11 protein-coding genes are annotated in these 14,951 nt (G+C 51.0%); 10 read left to right on the top strand and 1 reads right to left on the bottom strand.

The genetic code is table 11. The features are described 5' to 3' along the window. The first annotated feature begins 119 nt into the window (after positions 1 to 119). The 10 genes from D0Y50_RS07330 to D0Y50_RS07285 all read left to right on the top strand — a co-directional run bounded on the left by D0Y50_RS07330 (position 120) and on the right by D0Y50_RS07285 (position 13,729). Positions 120 to 1,310, top strand: a complete 1,191-nt coding sequence (locus D0Y50_RS07330; RefSeq protein WP_108566255.1) for an amidase — start codon at positions 120 to 122, stop codon at positions 1,308 to 1,310. A gap of 4 nt (positions 1,311 to 1,314) precedes the next feature. After that, entirely contained in the window at positions 1,315 to 2,895 is a 1,581-nt protein-coding gene (locus tag D0Y50_RS07325) for a gamma-glutamyltransferase family protein (RefSeq protein WP_117316200.1), read from the top strand. A gap of 23 nt (positions 2,896 to 2,918) precedes the next feature. After that, on the top strand, positions 2,919 to 3,737 hold the full coding sequence (locus tag D0Y50_RS07320; protein ID WP_108566257.1) for a sulfite exporter TauE/SafE family protein: 819 nt from the start codon (positions 2,919 to 2,921) through the stop codon (positions 3,735 to 3,737). A 9-nt stretch (positions 3,738 to 3,746) separates the two neighbouring features. Continuing rightward, complete coding sequence (locus D0Y50_RS07315; protein WP_108566258.1) at positions 3,747 to 4,976, top strand: pyridoxal-phosphate-dependent aminotransferase family protein; 1,230 nt, start codon at positions 3,747 to 3,749, stop codon at positions 4,974 to 4,976. After that, on the top strand, positions 4,973 to 6,229 hold the full coding sequence (locus D0Y50_RS07310; RefSeq protein ID WP_108566259.1) for an allantoate amidohydrolase: 1,257 nt from the start codon (positions 4,973 to 4,975) through the stop codon (positions 6,227 to 6,229). The genes D0Y50_RS07315 and D0Y50_RS07310 overlap by 4 nt, the downstream gene beginning before the upstream one ends. Continuing rightward, positions 6,226 to 6,606, top strand: a complete 381-nt coding sequence (locus D0Y50_RS07305) for a cupin domain-containing protein (RefSeq protein WP_108566260.1) — start codon at positions 6,226 to 6,228, stop codon at positions 6,604 to 6,606. The genes D0Y50_RS07310 and D0Y50_RS07305 overlap by 4 nt, the downstream gene beginning before the upstream one ends. Positions 6,607 to 6,963: 357 nt before the next feature. Further along, positions 6,964 to 8,421 carry an adenosine deaminase family protein gene (locus D0Y50_RS07300; protein ID WP_232366478.1) on the top strand — a complete coding sequence of 486 codons (1,458 nt, stop codon included), beginning with the start codon at positions 6,964 to 6,966 and terminating at the stop codon, positions 8,419 to 8,421. Further along, positions 8,414 to 9,796 (top strand): uracil-xanthine permease family protein, encoded by a 1,383-nt coding sequence (locus tag D0Y50_RS07295; RefSeq protein WP_117316198.1) that lies wholly within the window; start codon positions 8,414 to 8,416, stop codon positions 9,794 to 9,796. Before D0Y50_RS07300 ends, D0Y50_RS07295 begins: the two co-directional genes overlap by 8 nt. A gap of 277 nt (positions 9,797 to 10,073) precedes the next feature. Beyond that, positions 10,074 to 12,518 (top strand): TonB-dependent siderophore receptor, encoded by a 2,445-nt coding sequence (locus tag D0Y50_RS07290; protein WP_108566262.1) that lies wholly within the window; start codon positions 10,074 to 10,076, stop codon positions 12,516 to 12,518. Positions 12,519 to 12,640: 122 nt separating this feature from the next. Further along, positions 12,641 to 13,729 (top strand): purine nucleoside permease, encoded by a 1,089-nt coding sequence (locus tag D0Y50_RS07285; protein WP_232366477.1) that lies wholly within the window; start codon positions 12,641 to 12,643, stop codon positions 13,727 to 13,729. A 569-nt stretch (positions 13,730 to 14,298) separates the two neighbouring features. On the opposite strand, the gene D0Y50_RS07280 is transcribed toward D0Y50_RS07285, so the two are convergent. After that, positions 14,299 to 14,856: a DUF421 domain-containing protein gene (locus D0Y50_RS07280; RefSeq protein ID WP_117316194.1), complete on the bottom strand. Its 558-nt coding sequence runs from the start codon at positions 14,854 to 14,856 to the stop codon at positions 14,299 to 14,301. Positions 14,857 to 14,951: the final 95 nt, after the last annotated feature.

The following is a 14,951-nucleotide window of genomic DNA, read 5'->3' as shown; positions in this document are numbered from 1 at the left end:
ACGGACCATTACCGTCCATTTACGACAGAAAAGTAAAAAAATACATCCCCGCTTCACCGTTTCACTTGACTTAGATATGAAACGATTGTTTCATGGATAGGTCAATAATGAGGGTTATCATGAAACATCACGCCGCTGTCTCTCCATTTATTTCCGGTACCACCGTACCTTTCAGACCGGCGGCGGGCACAGCCGAGCCACCTACGCAGGCGTTGGCCGCACAGCGGTTGGCCGTGAAGGATGTGTTTGATATGGCTGGCTTGCCCACCTCTGCTGGCAACCCAGACTGGTTGCTATCGCATCCTGCGCCGCAAGATACCAATACATCGGTTAGCCGGCTGCTAAACGCCGGCGCGCGGTTTATCGGCAAAACGATTACCGACGAGCTGGCGTACAGCCTTAACGGCCAGAATATTCACTATGGTACGCCGCAGAATCCCTGCACGCCGACCCGACTGCCGGGTGGCTCCTCATCAGGTTCTGCGGTAGCGGTAGCCGCCGGTTTGGCCGATATCGGGTTGGGTACTGATACCGGCGGCTCTATCCGCGTGCCAGCCAGCTATAATGGCCTATACGGGCTGCGCCCCACCCACGGGGTAATTCCTTGCGACAATATGGTTGCCCTGGCACCGTCTTTTGATACCGTGGGCTGGATGTGTAAACAGCGTCCCCTGATGCGGTCGGTGGCAAAGGTGTTATTGCCCTATCAACAGGCGGCAAAAAAGATCTATCGTATTGGCGTGGTACAGGAGCTATTCCAAGCTTCGCCGCTTGCCCTGCAGTTAAATTTGCAACTGGAAGCCTGGCAACACGCCCATCCAGCGCTGGGATTTGAACCGGTCTCACTTAATCTATTACCCACCAACCCAGGTAACACATTTAAAGTACTACAAGGCGCGCAGATAGCGCTGCAACATCAAGACTGGCTGGAGTCGCAAAAGCCATTGCTGGCTGACGATATTCAGGCCAGACTGGACTGGTGTAGAGGTATCCCGGAATCGCAGATTAATCAGGCGCAAGATGCTCAGGCCAAATGGTGCAAGCATCTGGCTGCGATATTTAAGCAATATGATGCCTTAGTGCTACCTACCACCCCCGGCCTGGCGCCGCTGTTGGCGACGCCGGCCTCGTCATTGGGTGAGTACCGAGAGGCTTTGTTGCAACACACCGCAATAGCTGGACTCGCCGGACTACCGCAGCTACATTTGCCTTGCTGTAACCAAGCTGGCGTGCCCCATGGGTTGTCGCTAATTGGCACTAAAAATAACGAATTCGGCTTACTTGATACAGCCGATGTATTAATGGAATAACATTATGGAAACGGCTTCGAATTTTGGCTTTACTGCCCCGCATTATGCTGCGGCGCAGGTGGGCAATACTATATTAGAACGCGGTGGCACCGCCATTGAAGCAATGGTGGCGGCGGCTGCGTCTATCGCGGTGGAATACCCTCACATGAACGGGCTGGGGGGCGATGGATTCTGGCTTATCAGTGAGCCGGGCAAGACCCCGGTGGCCATCAATGCTGCCGGTGTAGCAGCCCAGCAGGCTCAACCACAGCGCTACGCTGGCAGCGGCGCCATTGAGGCGCGGGGCGGCGGCGCGGCGCTGACCATGGCGGGGGCCGTGGCAGGCTGGCAAAAGGCGCTTGAAATCAGTGCCAGGTGGCAGCGTCCTTTGCCGTTAAGTACCCTATTGGATACCGCCATTAGCCAAGCAAACTGGGGTATTGAAGTTACGCAGAGCCTCTCAGAGGCCAGCCATAAAACATTTGCCGAACTTGGTCAGCAACCTGCATTCTCACCTTTTTTGATTAAAGGAAAGCCGCTTAAAAAAGGTAAAATACTTAAACTACCGGCGTTGGGCGCGACATTGGCCCGGCTTGCTGAAGCGGGACTGGATGACTTCTACCAAGGCGCGATAGCACAACAATTAGCAGCGGATCTACAGGCTGCCGGCTCGCCTATTACGCTGGAGGATTTTCATCAGTATCAGGCCCAGGTTACTGAACCTTTAGCCGTGACCACCTCTAAAGGCACCTTGTATAATCTGCCTGCGCCGACCCAGGGCATAGCCTCGCTGCTGATCATGGCGCTTTACGATAAGGTGGCCAGCCAGGGTACTACCGATGCCGATATGGTGCACCTGCTTATCGAATGTACCAAACAAGCATTTATTCAGCGTAACCGCTATGTTAGCGACCCCAGCCGGCTGGATATTGACCTGCGCACCCTGTTAAGTGCTGATTCGCTGGCCGCTATGCGCAATAACATCGAATTAGCCCAGGCCAGCCCCTGGCCCCACTCCGCCAAACCTGGCGATACCATCTGGATGGGGGCCTGCGATAGCGCGGGACGCATGGTAAGTTATATTCAAAGCCTGTATTGGGAGTTTGGCTCGGGTATCGTTAGCCCGTCCACCGGCATAGTGTGGAATAACCGGGGGACCTCGTTCTCATTAGACCCAACAGATATTAACTTTTTACAACCCGGACTGACCCCCATGCATACTCTCAATCCGGCATTTGCCGAGCTGAACGATGGGCGCCGTATGAGCTATGGCACGATGGGCGGAGAGGGACAGCCGCAAACCCAGGCTGCGCTATTTAGTCGTTATGTCTATCACAATCAACCGTTGCCGAAGGCAATCGCCCTGGGACGCTGGTTGCTTGGTCGAACTTGGGGAGATGAAAGTCATAACCTTAAGGTCGAGCAGGATTTAGCAGACTACGTCGGCGAGTCGCTGGTGTCTCGCGGCCACGATATGGTCACCGTGCCAGCCTGCAATGAGCTGATGGGCCACGCCGGCGCAGTGGTATGCCATCCTCAAGGTCGGGTCGAAGCCGCCACTGATCCGCGTAGCGATGGTAAAGCCTTTCCGGTACGTGTTTCCTAACCTTATTCAAAAAGTCGAGATATATGCAGTTTATTACCGAAAATCTTCCGACCCTGTTAGCCATGATGGGCACCGGCGTCTTCGCCGGCCTGCTAGCCGGACTATTAGGCGTAGGCGGCGGAATTGTTATCGTTCCGGTGTTGTTTTTTTTATTTCAGGCGCTGGGTGTTTCCGCGCAGACCAGTATGGTGGTCGCCACCGCGACCTCGCTGGCCACCATTGTTCCTACCTCACTAAGTTCAATTCGTGCGCATCTGGCAAAAGGTAATGTAGATACCACGCTATTAAAGAACTGGGCACTTTTTATGCTACTGGGCGTGCTGGCTGGTAGCTATTTAGTCACTCAGGTGAACGGCCAATGGCTTACTTTGCTGTTTGGCATCATAGCCTGTTTATCGGCTATCAATATGCTGGTGGGTAAAAAAGCAGCGCTTACCGAGAGCTTACCCGGCCGCGCCGGGCAAAGCATTATGGCGGGTTTAATCGGCTTATTCAGCTCGATGGTCGGGATTGGCGGCGGTACCCTCACTGTGCCTACCTTAACCTTTTGCAATTACCCGGCACACCGGGCGGTGGGAACCGCCGCGGCAGTCGGTTTAATTATATCTTTGCCTGCAGCATTAATGCTGTCGTTGGCGGGCACCGCACCAACCGATGCGCCCCCCGGCACCTACGGGTTGGTTAACTGGATAGGGTTTGCCTGCATCGTACCACTGACGGTGTTGTTTGCCCCGCTGGGCGCCGCGCTTGCGGCTAAGCTAGATGCAGCGGTACTGAAAAAAATCTTCGCGGTTATTCTGATCATCACTGGTCTGCGCATGCTGGCGCAGGTCCTGCTTTAGGAGTTTGTTATGTCTACCCTTTCGCTTCCGCCCCGTCTGCTGATGGGGCCAGGCCCGATAAACTGCTACCCACGGGTACTCAGTGCGATGGCTACCCAGCTGGTAGGTCAGTACGATCCGGTGATGACCGGTTATATGAATGAAGTTATGGCTCTTTACCGGCGGGTATTTAATACCAGCAATCAACATACGGTATTAATTGATGGCACCAGTCGCGCCGGTATAGAGGCTGTATTGGTTTCGGCGCTGGAACCGGGCGATTGTGTTTTAGTTCCGGTATTTGGCCGCTTTGGTCACTTGCTGGCTGAGATTTGTGAGCGTGCCGGCGCCAAGGTACATACCATTGAGGTGCCTTGGGGTGAAGTGTTTGACCCCCAGCAAATTGAAGAGGCGGTGCAACGTGTACGGCCAAAATTACTCGCTATAGTGCAAGGGGATACCTCTACTACGATGTTGCAGCCGTTAGCTCAACTGGGCGAAATTTGCCGACGTTACGATGTGATTTTTTATAGTGACGCTACCGCATCGATTGGCGGCAACGCATTTGACACCGACACCTGGCAATTAGACGCGGTATCTATCGGCCTGCAAAAATGCCTGGGGGGACCGTCTGGCAGTGCTCCGATTACCTTAAGCCCACGTTATGTTGAACTGGTGCGCAAGCGTCATCATGTGGAAGCCGGTATTAAAGATTCCCATCACCATGGGGCCAGTGGAAGCCGTATACAGTCTAATTATTTTGATATACCAATGATTTTGGATTATTGGGGCGAGGAGCGCTTAAACCACCATACCGAGGCAGCTTCCATGTTGTTTTGCGCCAGAGAGTGCGCCATTACGTTACTGGATGAAGGTAAAGACGCCGTGATCGCGCGGCATAAACTGGCTGGAGATGCAATGCTGGCAGGTATACAGGCACTCGGCCTGCAGCCTTTTGGTAACCTGCAACATAAGATGAACAATGTGGTAGGCGTAACGATTCCACACGACGTAGATGGTGAAGCTATCCGCCATACCCTTCTGCACCGGTTTAACATTGAAATTGGCACCAGCTTTGGCCCATTGAAAGGCAAAATATGGCGTATCGGTACGATGGGCTATAACGCACGCCAAGATGCGGTTTTACATACCTTGCAGTCGTTAGAAACCGTACTGCGTCAGCAGCGCGGGCCGATTACCGGCACTCCCGGCGCCGGGGTCGATGCGGCCCTGGCCGTGTATGATGAGAATAGACAATGAGTGCTTTTAAAACCCAGGCAGAACAGGTTATGCAACAACTGCAGGAGCTTGGCACTATTAGCCAGTCCCCGCAATATCTGGATCGGCGTTATTTAACGGCTGAACATGCCAGCGCTAATCAACTGGTGGCTAACTGGATGCACCAGGCCGGCATGCAAACCTGGCAGGATGCTGCCGCTAATTTGTGGGGACGCTTGGCCAGTAGCGCCGTCCCTGACGCCCCCCGACTTATTTTAGGCAGCCATCTGGATACGGTACCAAATGGCGGAAAATACGATGGCATGCTCGGTGTACTAGCCCCCATCGCCGTGGCCCAATTACTGGCGCAACAAGCCATCAGTTTACCTTTTCATTTAGACATTGTGGGCTTTGGCGATGAAGAAGGAAGTCGTTTTGGCTCCACCTTATTAGGCAGCCGGGCGCTCGTAGGTAACTGGCCTGCCGATTGGGCCGAGCTGACCGATGAGAACAATATTACGCTGGCCCAGGCCATGCAAAATGCTGGTTTGGATTTTACCCAGGTCCACCAGGCAGCCATCAGTAACGAAAACCTGCTGGGCTATATTGAACTTCACATTGAACAGGGCCCGGTACTTGAACACGAGAATCTGCCTGTAGGAATAGTCAGTGCTATTGCCGGCGCGCGACGCTTTGAGTTTACGGTAACAGGCATGGCGGGGCATGCTGGCACGGTGCCAATGCCGCTGCGCCAGGATGCGCTGGCGGCTGCCAGTGAGATGATTCTGGCGGTGGAAGCGCTGGCGGTGAAAAACCAGGTAGTGGCTACCGTAGGGCGGATTAATAACAAACCCAACGGGGTTAACGTTATTGCCGGTCAGAGCCAATTTTCATTGGATATTCGTAGCGCCAGTGACGCCCAGCGTGACGAGGCCCTGGAACACATTATGCTAGCTATGGAGGATATAGCGCAGCGTCGGGGGGTGCAGTTACACCACCAGCAAACCCACGAAGCAGACGCCGTATCGTGCGATCCGAGCTTGCAATCCTATCTGCGCGATGCGGTTGAGCAAAATGGTATACGTCCCTTTACGCTGCCTTCCGGGGCGGGCCACGATGCTATGGCGATGGCCCACCTGTGTCCGGTGGCCATGTTATTTACACGCTGCGATAAAGGCATTAGCCATCACCCGGCCGAAGCTATCACCACCGCGGACATCGAGGTGAGCTTACAGGTTTTGTTTGACACTATTATGGCGGTGGCCGAGCCCACTAAGCAGAAGGAAGTGATGTGAAAATTACCCGTATATACAATGACGAGCATGGCAAAAGCCACTTTGGTGAAGTAACTATACCGGTGAGTGACGGCGGGCCCATCGGAATGTTGTCAGAGCGCTATAGCGCGGGCAACATTATTTTTCGCCAAACCCCGGCCGATTATGATTTTAAATGGCACCCCGCCCCCGCGCGGCAGTTATTGTTTATATTAAAAGGGCGGGCGGAATTTACGGTGTCAGGCGGCGCGCGTAAAGTCTTTGGCGCAGGCGACGTAGTGTTGCTTGAGGATACCGAAGGTGAGGGGCATTGCAGCCGTGCATTGTATAATGAAGTTCGCGACTCTATTTTTGTAACTCTGGGCGATGATGTGGTTTTTGAGCCCGATCTACCCTGAGCCTCCTGGGGCTGAATAGCATCTGTGTACACCGCGTAGCGGTTAGCCAGCCAGCTAAAATTCTACAACGCCCGCTGGGACCATTTTACCTGAGTATTGACCCGCCATACTACTTACAGAGGGTAGATGTCGCGCTCCGCCCTCTTATCAATCTATCCCCTGCCGGGTGATACGCGCTGACGCATCATTTTCGGGCACGCTTCACCTTTTATGTGCAACCCCCTGCACAGCCGGTTATCTCGGGCCGCGCATATTCCCATGTTTTAATTATATAACAACGCCTTAGAACAAATCATTTTGACTGACCAAATGGTCAAATAGTTGCAAGGTTGGTGGTTTTGCCGCTTAGGAGTGCCTGTGGTTCGCTGTGTTGTCTCGTATTGTGCTATATGGTTTTGTACGTTAATTTTTAGTGCCCCCGTGCTTGCTGCCTCTACCATGGATGAATGGTTTAGCGCCTTTAAAGCGCAGGCGACCCCGGCCCAGCTCTACGGCTTTTTACAACACATGCCCAAAGGCGGCGATTTACACCACCATTTAACCGGCTCAGGCTTTAGCCACTGGTGGTGGGATATCGCCACTGATGAAGCTCACAATGGGGGCTATCGTTATTACACCCGTACCCTTGCCAAACTGTGTAATGGCTACGGTACCAATGCCTATGGTCCCATGCCTGAGCATCTGCTGTTTCACACCGTACAACAGTCTACTTACAATGCTTTAAGTGATTGTAAAAAGAGTGAATACACGGCGCTATCTGATTTAACCGCGGATCAGCAAAGCGCGTTTCTTGACAGTATTCGGCTGGATAAACCGTATGAGGGCCGCAATGAGTTTTTTGAAACCCATTGGCAGCGGTTAGGCGACCTTACCCGTAACCCGCATGTACAAGCCTATTTATTGCTTAAAAATATGCAGGCCTATCAGCTCGAACAAGTCACTTATCTGGAGACCCAGGTCAATGTAAAAGGCATGCTTTACCCTGATGGGAGCATAATGCAGGCCGAGCAGGCGTTGCAAACCATAGAAACCATGCTGGCCAGCCAGGCTGCCACGGATACCGGTGTAACGGTGCGGTTTCAATATGCATTATTGCGTTTTTTGCCTGATGCAGAACAACAATTACGCTGGATTTATGCGTTTGTGGATGCGCATCGTGACCGCTATGTGGGTATCAACTTCGTGGGACGTGAAGACAACGATAAAGGCTATCCCTTACGTTTTTTGCCTGTGCTGCGTGAACTACGCCAGGCTTATCCGGCAATTGCCTTATCTATCCACGCCGGGGAAGTTGATGAGCCTAATCATCATGTTCGCGACACCCTGTTGCTGGGCGCCAAACGTATAGGCCATGGCCTCAATACCATCAGCGATCCCCAGACCCTGTTGTTGATGCGCCACGGTCCATACTTAATTGAGATAAACCTGATATCTAATTTATTGTTGGAATACGTCAAAGATTTCACCGAGCATCCGTTTGCCGAATATTTGCGTACCGGCATTCCGGTGGCGCTGTCTACCGATGACCGCGGCATGTGGGACAGTACGCTCACAGACGAATTTTACCTGGCGGTGACCCGGTTTAACCTTAGCTGGCAGGAATTACTCGCTCTGCATCGCAATTCACTGCAATACGCATTTATAGCGGAACCCGCAAAGCGCGCGCTGATTGAGCACTGGCAACAGCAAACGGCCGTCTTCGAACAAAAGCAGATTACCCATAATACAGTGTATCACCCCAGCCAAACTGGCCAGTTTATTTGTCGCTACGCACCTAAAGTCTGCTCGTTGGCCACCGGAGATAAGTATGAGTAAACCCCACGAATTATTATATGCATTACACGACTCGCCCCCTGCGGTGCCAGCCACTATCGCAGCTTTTCAGCATCTGCTGGCCAGTTTTATCGCGGTAGTTACCCCTACCCTGATTATTGCCGGCGTACTTGAGCTGGGCGATTATACCCCTTACCTGGTCAGCATGGCGTTATTTACCAGTGGCGTAGGCACCTACGTGCAAACAAAATCTATCGGCCCGGTAGGCTGCGGACTGGTAGCCATTCAGGGAACCAGTTTTGCCTTTATCTCTGCACTGCTGGTGGCCGGCCTTAGCGTGCGTAAGCAGGGCGGAAGCGATGAAGACGTGTTGGCAATGTTGTTTGGTATCAGTTTATTCGGCGCGTTAGTAGAGGTGGTATTAAGCCAGGGCCTGCGTTTCTTTAAACGTATTTTAACCCCGCTTACCAGCGGTATTGTAATTACCGCCATCGGCTTATCATTAATTAAAGTAGGTATGACCGACCTGGCCGGCGGTGTCAACGCCACTAACTTAGGCAACAGTGCCAATATATCGCTGGGCCTTACCGTGCTGTTTATTATTATTTTTTTAAATGCATGTCATTCCCGCTGGCTGCGTTTGAGCGCCATATTTATCGCGATGGCCATCGGCACTGTGATTGCTTACATAGCCGATATGATTGATTCCACGACAATGGTATCGGCGCCGCTGTTTACCCTGCCCGTGCCATTAATGTATGGGCTGGACTTTGATCTGGCGCTATTTATCCCCGTGGCTTTTATCTATTTTTTTAGTGCGATTGAAACGGCTGGCGACCTGACGGCTAATAGCTTGTTTTGCAAACAGCCCATTACCGGGCCGGTTTATCTGAAGCGGTTGAAAGGCGGCATACTGGCGGACGGCCTGAACTCTATGTTTGCAGCCTGTTTTAACAGCTTTCCAAATACCACCTTTGGGCAAAATAACGGGGTTATACAATTAACCGGAATAGCCAGTCGTAAAGTAGGCTACATCGTTGCAGGTATGTTTGTCGTGCTCGGTTGCTTTCCCTTCATTGGGGTAATGTTGCAACTGATTCCCAAACCCGTATTGGGCGGCGCAACATTAACGATGTTTTCGATGGTCGCGGTAGGCGGCATAAAAATACTGACTTCTACGACCTTGGATCGGCGCGCCAGCCTCATTGTGGCCAGTTCCCTGGGCTTAGGTGGCGGTGTGCTGCTACAACCGGCCGCGATTGCGTCACTCCCCGGCTGGTTAAGCACCCTTGCCTCTTCTCCCATTACCGTGGCGGGCGTTTGCGCAGTGGTACTAGAGCTGGTACTTCCCCGCCCAGCCGAGGTCGAGCCAGAAAGCGTAACAGAGGCAAAGGATCAACCTCCATTGGCACATTAACCTGGTAATTACGCGTTTCGTCGCAGTGCAAAGACGGAGTTTTTCGCACCAGTAAAGTGCACTGCGCTGACCAGTTTTCTTCTGATAACAATTTAACAACAATCCTATCGCCGGAAAATAATATTTTTATATCTATATTTCAATAGGTTAGGAATATATCAAAAATTGACCAATTGGACAGATTTTTGGCACCTCTTGTGCTACATGCCTAGGGCCGGTGTTGGTTAGCAATGCAAGGCAACCAGTGGTTAGAAAATAAAAATATCAGAGGGATAACATGACACACTCACGCTTTACTATGTCTGCACTGACAAAAGCCGTTACGCTTGGGCTGTTGCTTAGCACGCCAGCTATCGCTTTTGCTCAACAGGAAAGTGCCACGACGCCTACGGATAGCGAAATTGAAAAAATCGAGGTTAAGGGTTCGTTAGGCTCATTACCTGGGCAGGATGTTGAAGCTGTGTTTGGTTTCGGCAAGTCTATTCTGGAAACGCCCCGTTCCGCTTCGACAATCAGTGACGAGCAAATGGAGCGTTTCAATGTTTCTGATATTGATGAGCTGGTAGCTTTTGCGCCGGGTACTTTTACCCAGTCATTTTTCGGCGTAGCGGGGTCATTAGATGTGCGAGGCAACCCTGGCGAAACGTATTTCCGAGGGGTTAAGCGGTTAGACAATCCCGGTAACTACCCAACCCCAATAGGCGCTTCAAGCCGTATCGATATTGTTCGTGGACCGGCATCGCCGATTTATGGGCCGTCAAAAATAGGGGGCTACCTTAATTTCAATCCCAAATCTGCCCGCGCATCTTCGGGCCAGTACCTGGAAGCGCCTACCGGTGGCATGTCGTACACCCATGGGACCTGGGATAAAAGCATTCTTACTGCCGAAGTCGGTGGCCCGGCCACTATCGCCGGTAAAGAAATGGGCTATTTTATTTATGGCGAGGTAGAAAACTCGGGAAGCTACTACGAAAACTCAGCCACTGATCAGTCCGTCCTGCAAGCTTCCTTTAATATGGATATAAGCGATAATTTCCGAGTCGAATTTGGTGGTATGTACCATAAATATGACGGTAACCAGGTGGCAGGCTGGAACCGTTTGACCCAGGAACTTATTGATAACGGAACCTATATTACCGGAACCGCTCAGCCACTGGACACCGACGGCGACGGGTCGATATCTCATGAAGAATACGGTGATGTGAATATCGCCGGTGAAAATGGCTTTTATGTGCCTGCGGCTGCGTTTACCGATGCCGACGCCACTGCCTTAATGGCTCTGGAAAATGTGGGCACTACAACACTGAATGCCTCGCAAACGCTAGTAGCGCCAGATGACAGGTTAGAAAACGAAGCCAATACCCTGTATTTCGATATGATGTACTATGCCGATAACTGGGAGATCAAAAACCAGTTATTTTATGACGGGTACGACAATATTAACGAAAACGCCTACGGCTTTTCACAGTTTCACGATAGCTGGGTTATTGAAGACAAACTGATATTTGCCACGTCTTATGAAAGCAATAGCCTGCTGGCTCAATTTCATCTGTCACCGTCTATCCGCTATACCGACTTTTTGCACGGTGATGATTTTACCTATGAATATTTCAATCGCCGCGACTTGACGATGCCGTCATCGGCGCTCGACCGGCGCTTGCTGTCTACCCGCAGTGGGAAAAATTTCGATAACTATGATGACGGTAATTATCTGGACCTAGGTATCGCTGCAATGACCGACCTGACCTGGGAAAATGGTCTCAATATTGTATTAGGGGTGCGCTACGACACCATTGATATTGAAAGTACTTCGCGCCAGGATTTGCTGCTACCAGCAGAACGGGTTGTAGAAGATAGTACGACCCCAATTACTGAAAAGGAAACCGTGGATGGCGTATCCTGGAACACCAGTATCTCTTATAGCTCGCCAATTGGCTTAGTGCCGTACATTACCCTGGCAGAGCAAGCTACTCTGGTAGCCGGCCAAGGAGCAGAAATTACTATCGGCCAGTTGAATAATGATGATGGCAGCGGCGCGTTTGATACCTCAGATTTGTTTGAATATGGGGTTAAGGGCTCCTTTTTAGATGACACACTGTATTTTGCTTTATCTATTTATGAGCAGGAGCGAACCGACTATAACAGCCAGGCTATTGTAACCAATGCAACAACGCACAATGAAGGTACCGAGTTTGAATTACGCTGGGTAGTGAATGAAAACCTGGTGTTATCCGCCGGCTATTCTAATGTTGAGGTAATCAACCTCACGGCATTGGAAGATGAAAGCCAATTTGGCTTTCTGGGGCTAGAGGATTTGGTCAACCTTGAAGACAAATCGCTGGTTCTGGGCGGCAATGTAATTGGTTTGAATCTGGTAGGTGAAGGAACGTCTAACCCGGATGCCCGTAAAGCTGGAATTCCGGAAAACATTTATACCTTTACCGCTACCTACGATTTTCAAAACGGTATTGCGGGTAATATAAGTGTGGTAGATGCCGAAGAAGTATCTTCTGGCTTCTCCGGTGCAGTCACCTTACCAGGCTACACCCTGGTCAATGCCGGGTTGTCATATCAAAGCGAAGACTGGAATGTAAACCTGACCGTGAAAAACCTTACCGACGAGCGTTACTTCCGGGCTAATTTCCCGGATTTATTCGGTAGCCAGGTGGTTCTACCTGAACTTCCCCGTCATTTTAATGTGAAGTTTGCTTACAAGTTTTAATTCGGCTACCGCTAATCAGGCTAGAGATTTTGGCTTGCGCTTGCGCTAGCGGTGTTAATTTCAAAAACACGTAACCCTACGGCATACAATTTTGTATGCCGTATTTTTTTAAAGGAAATTTTATGCGCGCAACGTTACTTACCCGGCGCTTTATCTGTGCACTCGCACTTTATTGTATGACGATAACTTTTGCTGCCGCCGCCGAAGCCCCGTTGGAAATTAAAGCAGTGGTGGTTACTATGTTTGAGATAGGCGAAGATGCGGGCGATGAGCCTGGTGAATTTCAGATGTGGAAAGCGCGAGAAGCCTTAAATACCCGCTATGCGTTTCCCCAAGGATTCCACGATATTTATGTGAATAAAGAGACGGGCATATTGGCAATGGTGACGGGCATGGGCACCGCGCGAGCCAGTGCCGCGATTATGGCATTGGGTTTAGATCCGCGTTTTGACCTATCCCACGCCTACTGGTTGGTAGCGGGTATAGCGGGGGTTGATCCCCAGGATGGCACCATTGGTTCTGCGGTATGGGCAGACTATCTGATTGATGGCGATCTGGCCCATCAAATTGATGCGCGCGAGATTCCAGCAGACTGGTCTACCGGTTATTTCCCCTTGTTCTTTACCGAGCCCGCCGACCAGTCTGCAAGTGGGCAGCCAGCTAACGCCAAAAACGGTGAGATGTATGTCTTAAACGCGTCATTGGTCAACTGGGCAGTCAGCCTGACTAAAGACACCGCCTTACATAACAATAAGGCAATGGATGAATTACGCGCACGGTACAAAGGCTACCCGAACGCCTTGGGCAAACCCCAGGTTATGCGCGGTGCGCAAATGGCCGCGGCCACTTTCTGGCACGGTAAACTACTGAATGACTGGGCGAATGAATGGACCGCCTATTGGACCAATAACAAAGGTAATTTTGTGACCTCGGGAATGGAAGATACCGGCAGCTATCAAGCGATGCTATACCTGGATAAGGCGGGAAAAGCCGATAAAGACCGCTTTATGGTTTTACGCACAGCCAGTAATTTCACTATGCAACCGCCGGGGCTTAGCGCGGCGCAAAATTTAGCAATGGAAAGCTCATCTACCGGCTATGCCGCTATGCAGCCGGCCCTGGAAGCAGCCTATCTGGTGGGCAGTAAAGTCGTACATAATATAATCGAGCACTGGGATACTTATAAAACCCAGTTACCCGGTGAGAAGTAACCCCCCAGGTTGCTGCATAAGTTTGCTCTAACTTTTGCGCCCTGCCCCGTTTAAGCGTCTGGGCAGGGCGTTAAGCAGCGTTCATTTTGCTTTTTATCTTTTCCTTACCCTAAACAAACCATTTGCAGATAGCTACCCCACACTGTTCAGTTTTTAACACCTTAGCTTACTGGCACGGTCAATTGAGGCTACCTGTGTGATAGGGATAGCGGCCAAACTTTGCAATGCTATTGTTAAGCCAGACTACGGCCCGATAAACCCAGAATTTACGCGGCCTCTGTCAGTGTTCGTAACAGCCAATCTATACCCATTCGCTAGCCGGTAATAACGCTATTGGAATGCGTAGCGGCGACGTGTTTGGGTAACCCTTCGCCACTAAGCATTTTTCCAAGTAAAGGGGAAGCGAGCGGAGGCCCTACATCAGGCATCGGTATGGTGGAACCCGCCAGGCATACCCGACGTATTAGTGTTGTTTGCAGCGTGATAGCCCGGCAAGGGTGCCTGGTCGGGCAAATTGTGTAGCACATCCATGCGCTATTATCTGCTTTGCTGGGGCAGCTGGGACGGGGTTAATCCACGCCGGTGGGCCTGACTCTATCTACCAAAGGATATTGCGCGGCCAGGTCAGCGGGCTTACTGCCATCACTATGTTCCCCATCCACAAACGGGATGACACTTAATTCTCCGCTAGGCTCAACAATGACCGCCATAACCTGTTGCTGGGAGGCAAATCCCTGGATGCGCATGTTCGATAAGATTTCTTCTTTAGTAATCCTTTCTTTTTGCATATTTACCGACAGGAAGTCACCCGCGTAATAAAGTAGCGTAGGGGACTTTTTCATCGTTCGTCTGAATAAAGAGGAGTGTACCGATAACTTGGTAAAGCCATACTGTAATATCAAAAGCGTTAGCAAACCCAACGCAACTTCTATCACTACCACTTTTTTTAATAGCACGGAGGAGCCCAAAATAGAGCCCATAGCGACCGTAACTATCCAGTCGAAGTTGTTCATTTTGGCGGTCGAACGCTTGCCAAACAGACTGATAAACGTGACACATATGGTGTAGGTAGCCAGTGCAGTAACCAAGACGCGAAACAACTCGTGCCAGTTTTGAAAAAATATCATGTTATTGCCTATATTAACTTTGTTTAATCTTTTCGATTGTTAACGATTATTAGATCAGCCATAGGGATTTATCTTTTGAGGAGTAATCTGGTTGC

This window comes from Salinimonas sediminis (assembly GCF_003429285.1).
Lineage (GTDB): Bacteria > Pseudomonadota > Gammaproteobacteria > Enterobacterales > Alteromonadaceae > Alteromonas > Alteromonas indica.
The sequence above is the reverse complement of the archived record's forward strand: the minus strand, read 5'-3'. Positions and strand labels throughout refer to the sequence as shown.

Excerpts from the sequence above, each read along its gene's own strand:
- D0Y50_RS07295 (WP_117316198.1), top strand. The coding sequence starts at position 8,414 with ATGAGTAAACCCCACGAATTATTATATGCATTACACGACTCGCCCCCT.
- D0Y50_RS07330 (WP_108566255.1), top strand. The coding sequence starts at position 120 with ATGAAACATCACGCCGCTGTCTCTCCATTTATTTCCGGTACCACCGTA.
- D0Y50_RS07325 (WP_117316200.1), top strand. The coding sequence starts at position 1,315 with ATGGAAACGGCTTCGAATTTTGGCTTTACTGCCCCGCATTATGCTGCG.
- D0Y50_RS07285 (WP_232366477.1), top strand. The coding sequence starts at position 12,641 with ATGCGCGCAACGTTACTTACCCGGCGCTTTATCTGTGCACTCGCACTT.
- D0Y50_RS07310 (WP_108566259.1), top strand. The coding sequence starts at position 4,973 with ATGAGTGCTTTTAAAACCCAGGCAGAACAGGTTATGCAACAACTGCAG.
- D0Y50_RS07280 (WP_117316194.1), bottom strand. The coding sequence starts at position 14,856 with ATGATATTTTTTCAAAACTGGCACGAGTTGTTTCGCGTCTTGGTTACT.
- D0Y50_RS07315 (WP_108566258.1), top strand. The coding sequence starts at position 3,747 with ATGTCTACCCTTTCGCTTCCGCCCCGTCTGCTGATGGGGCCAGGCCCG.
- D0Y50_RS07290 (WP_108566262.1), top strand. The coding sequence starts at position 10,074 with ATGACACACTCACGCTTTACTATGTCTGCACTGACAAAAGCCGTTACG.
- D0Y50_RS07320 (WP_108566257.1), top strand. The coding sequence starts at position 2,919 with ATGCAGTTTATTACCGAAAATCTTCCGACCCTGTTAGCCATGATGGGC.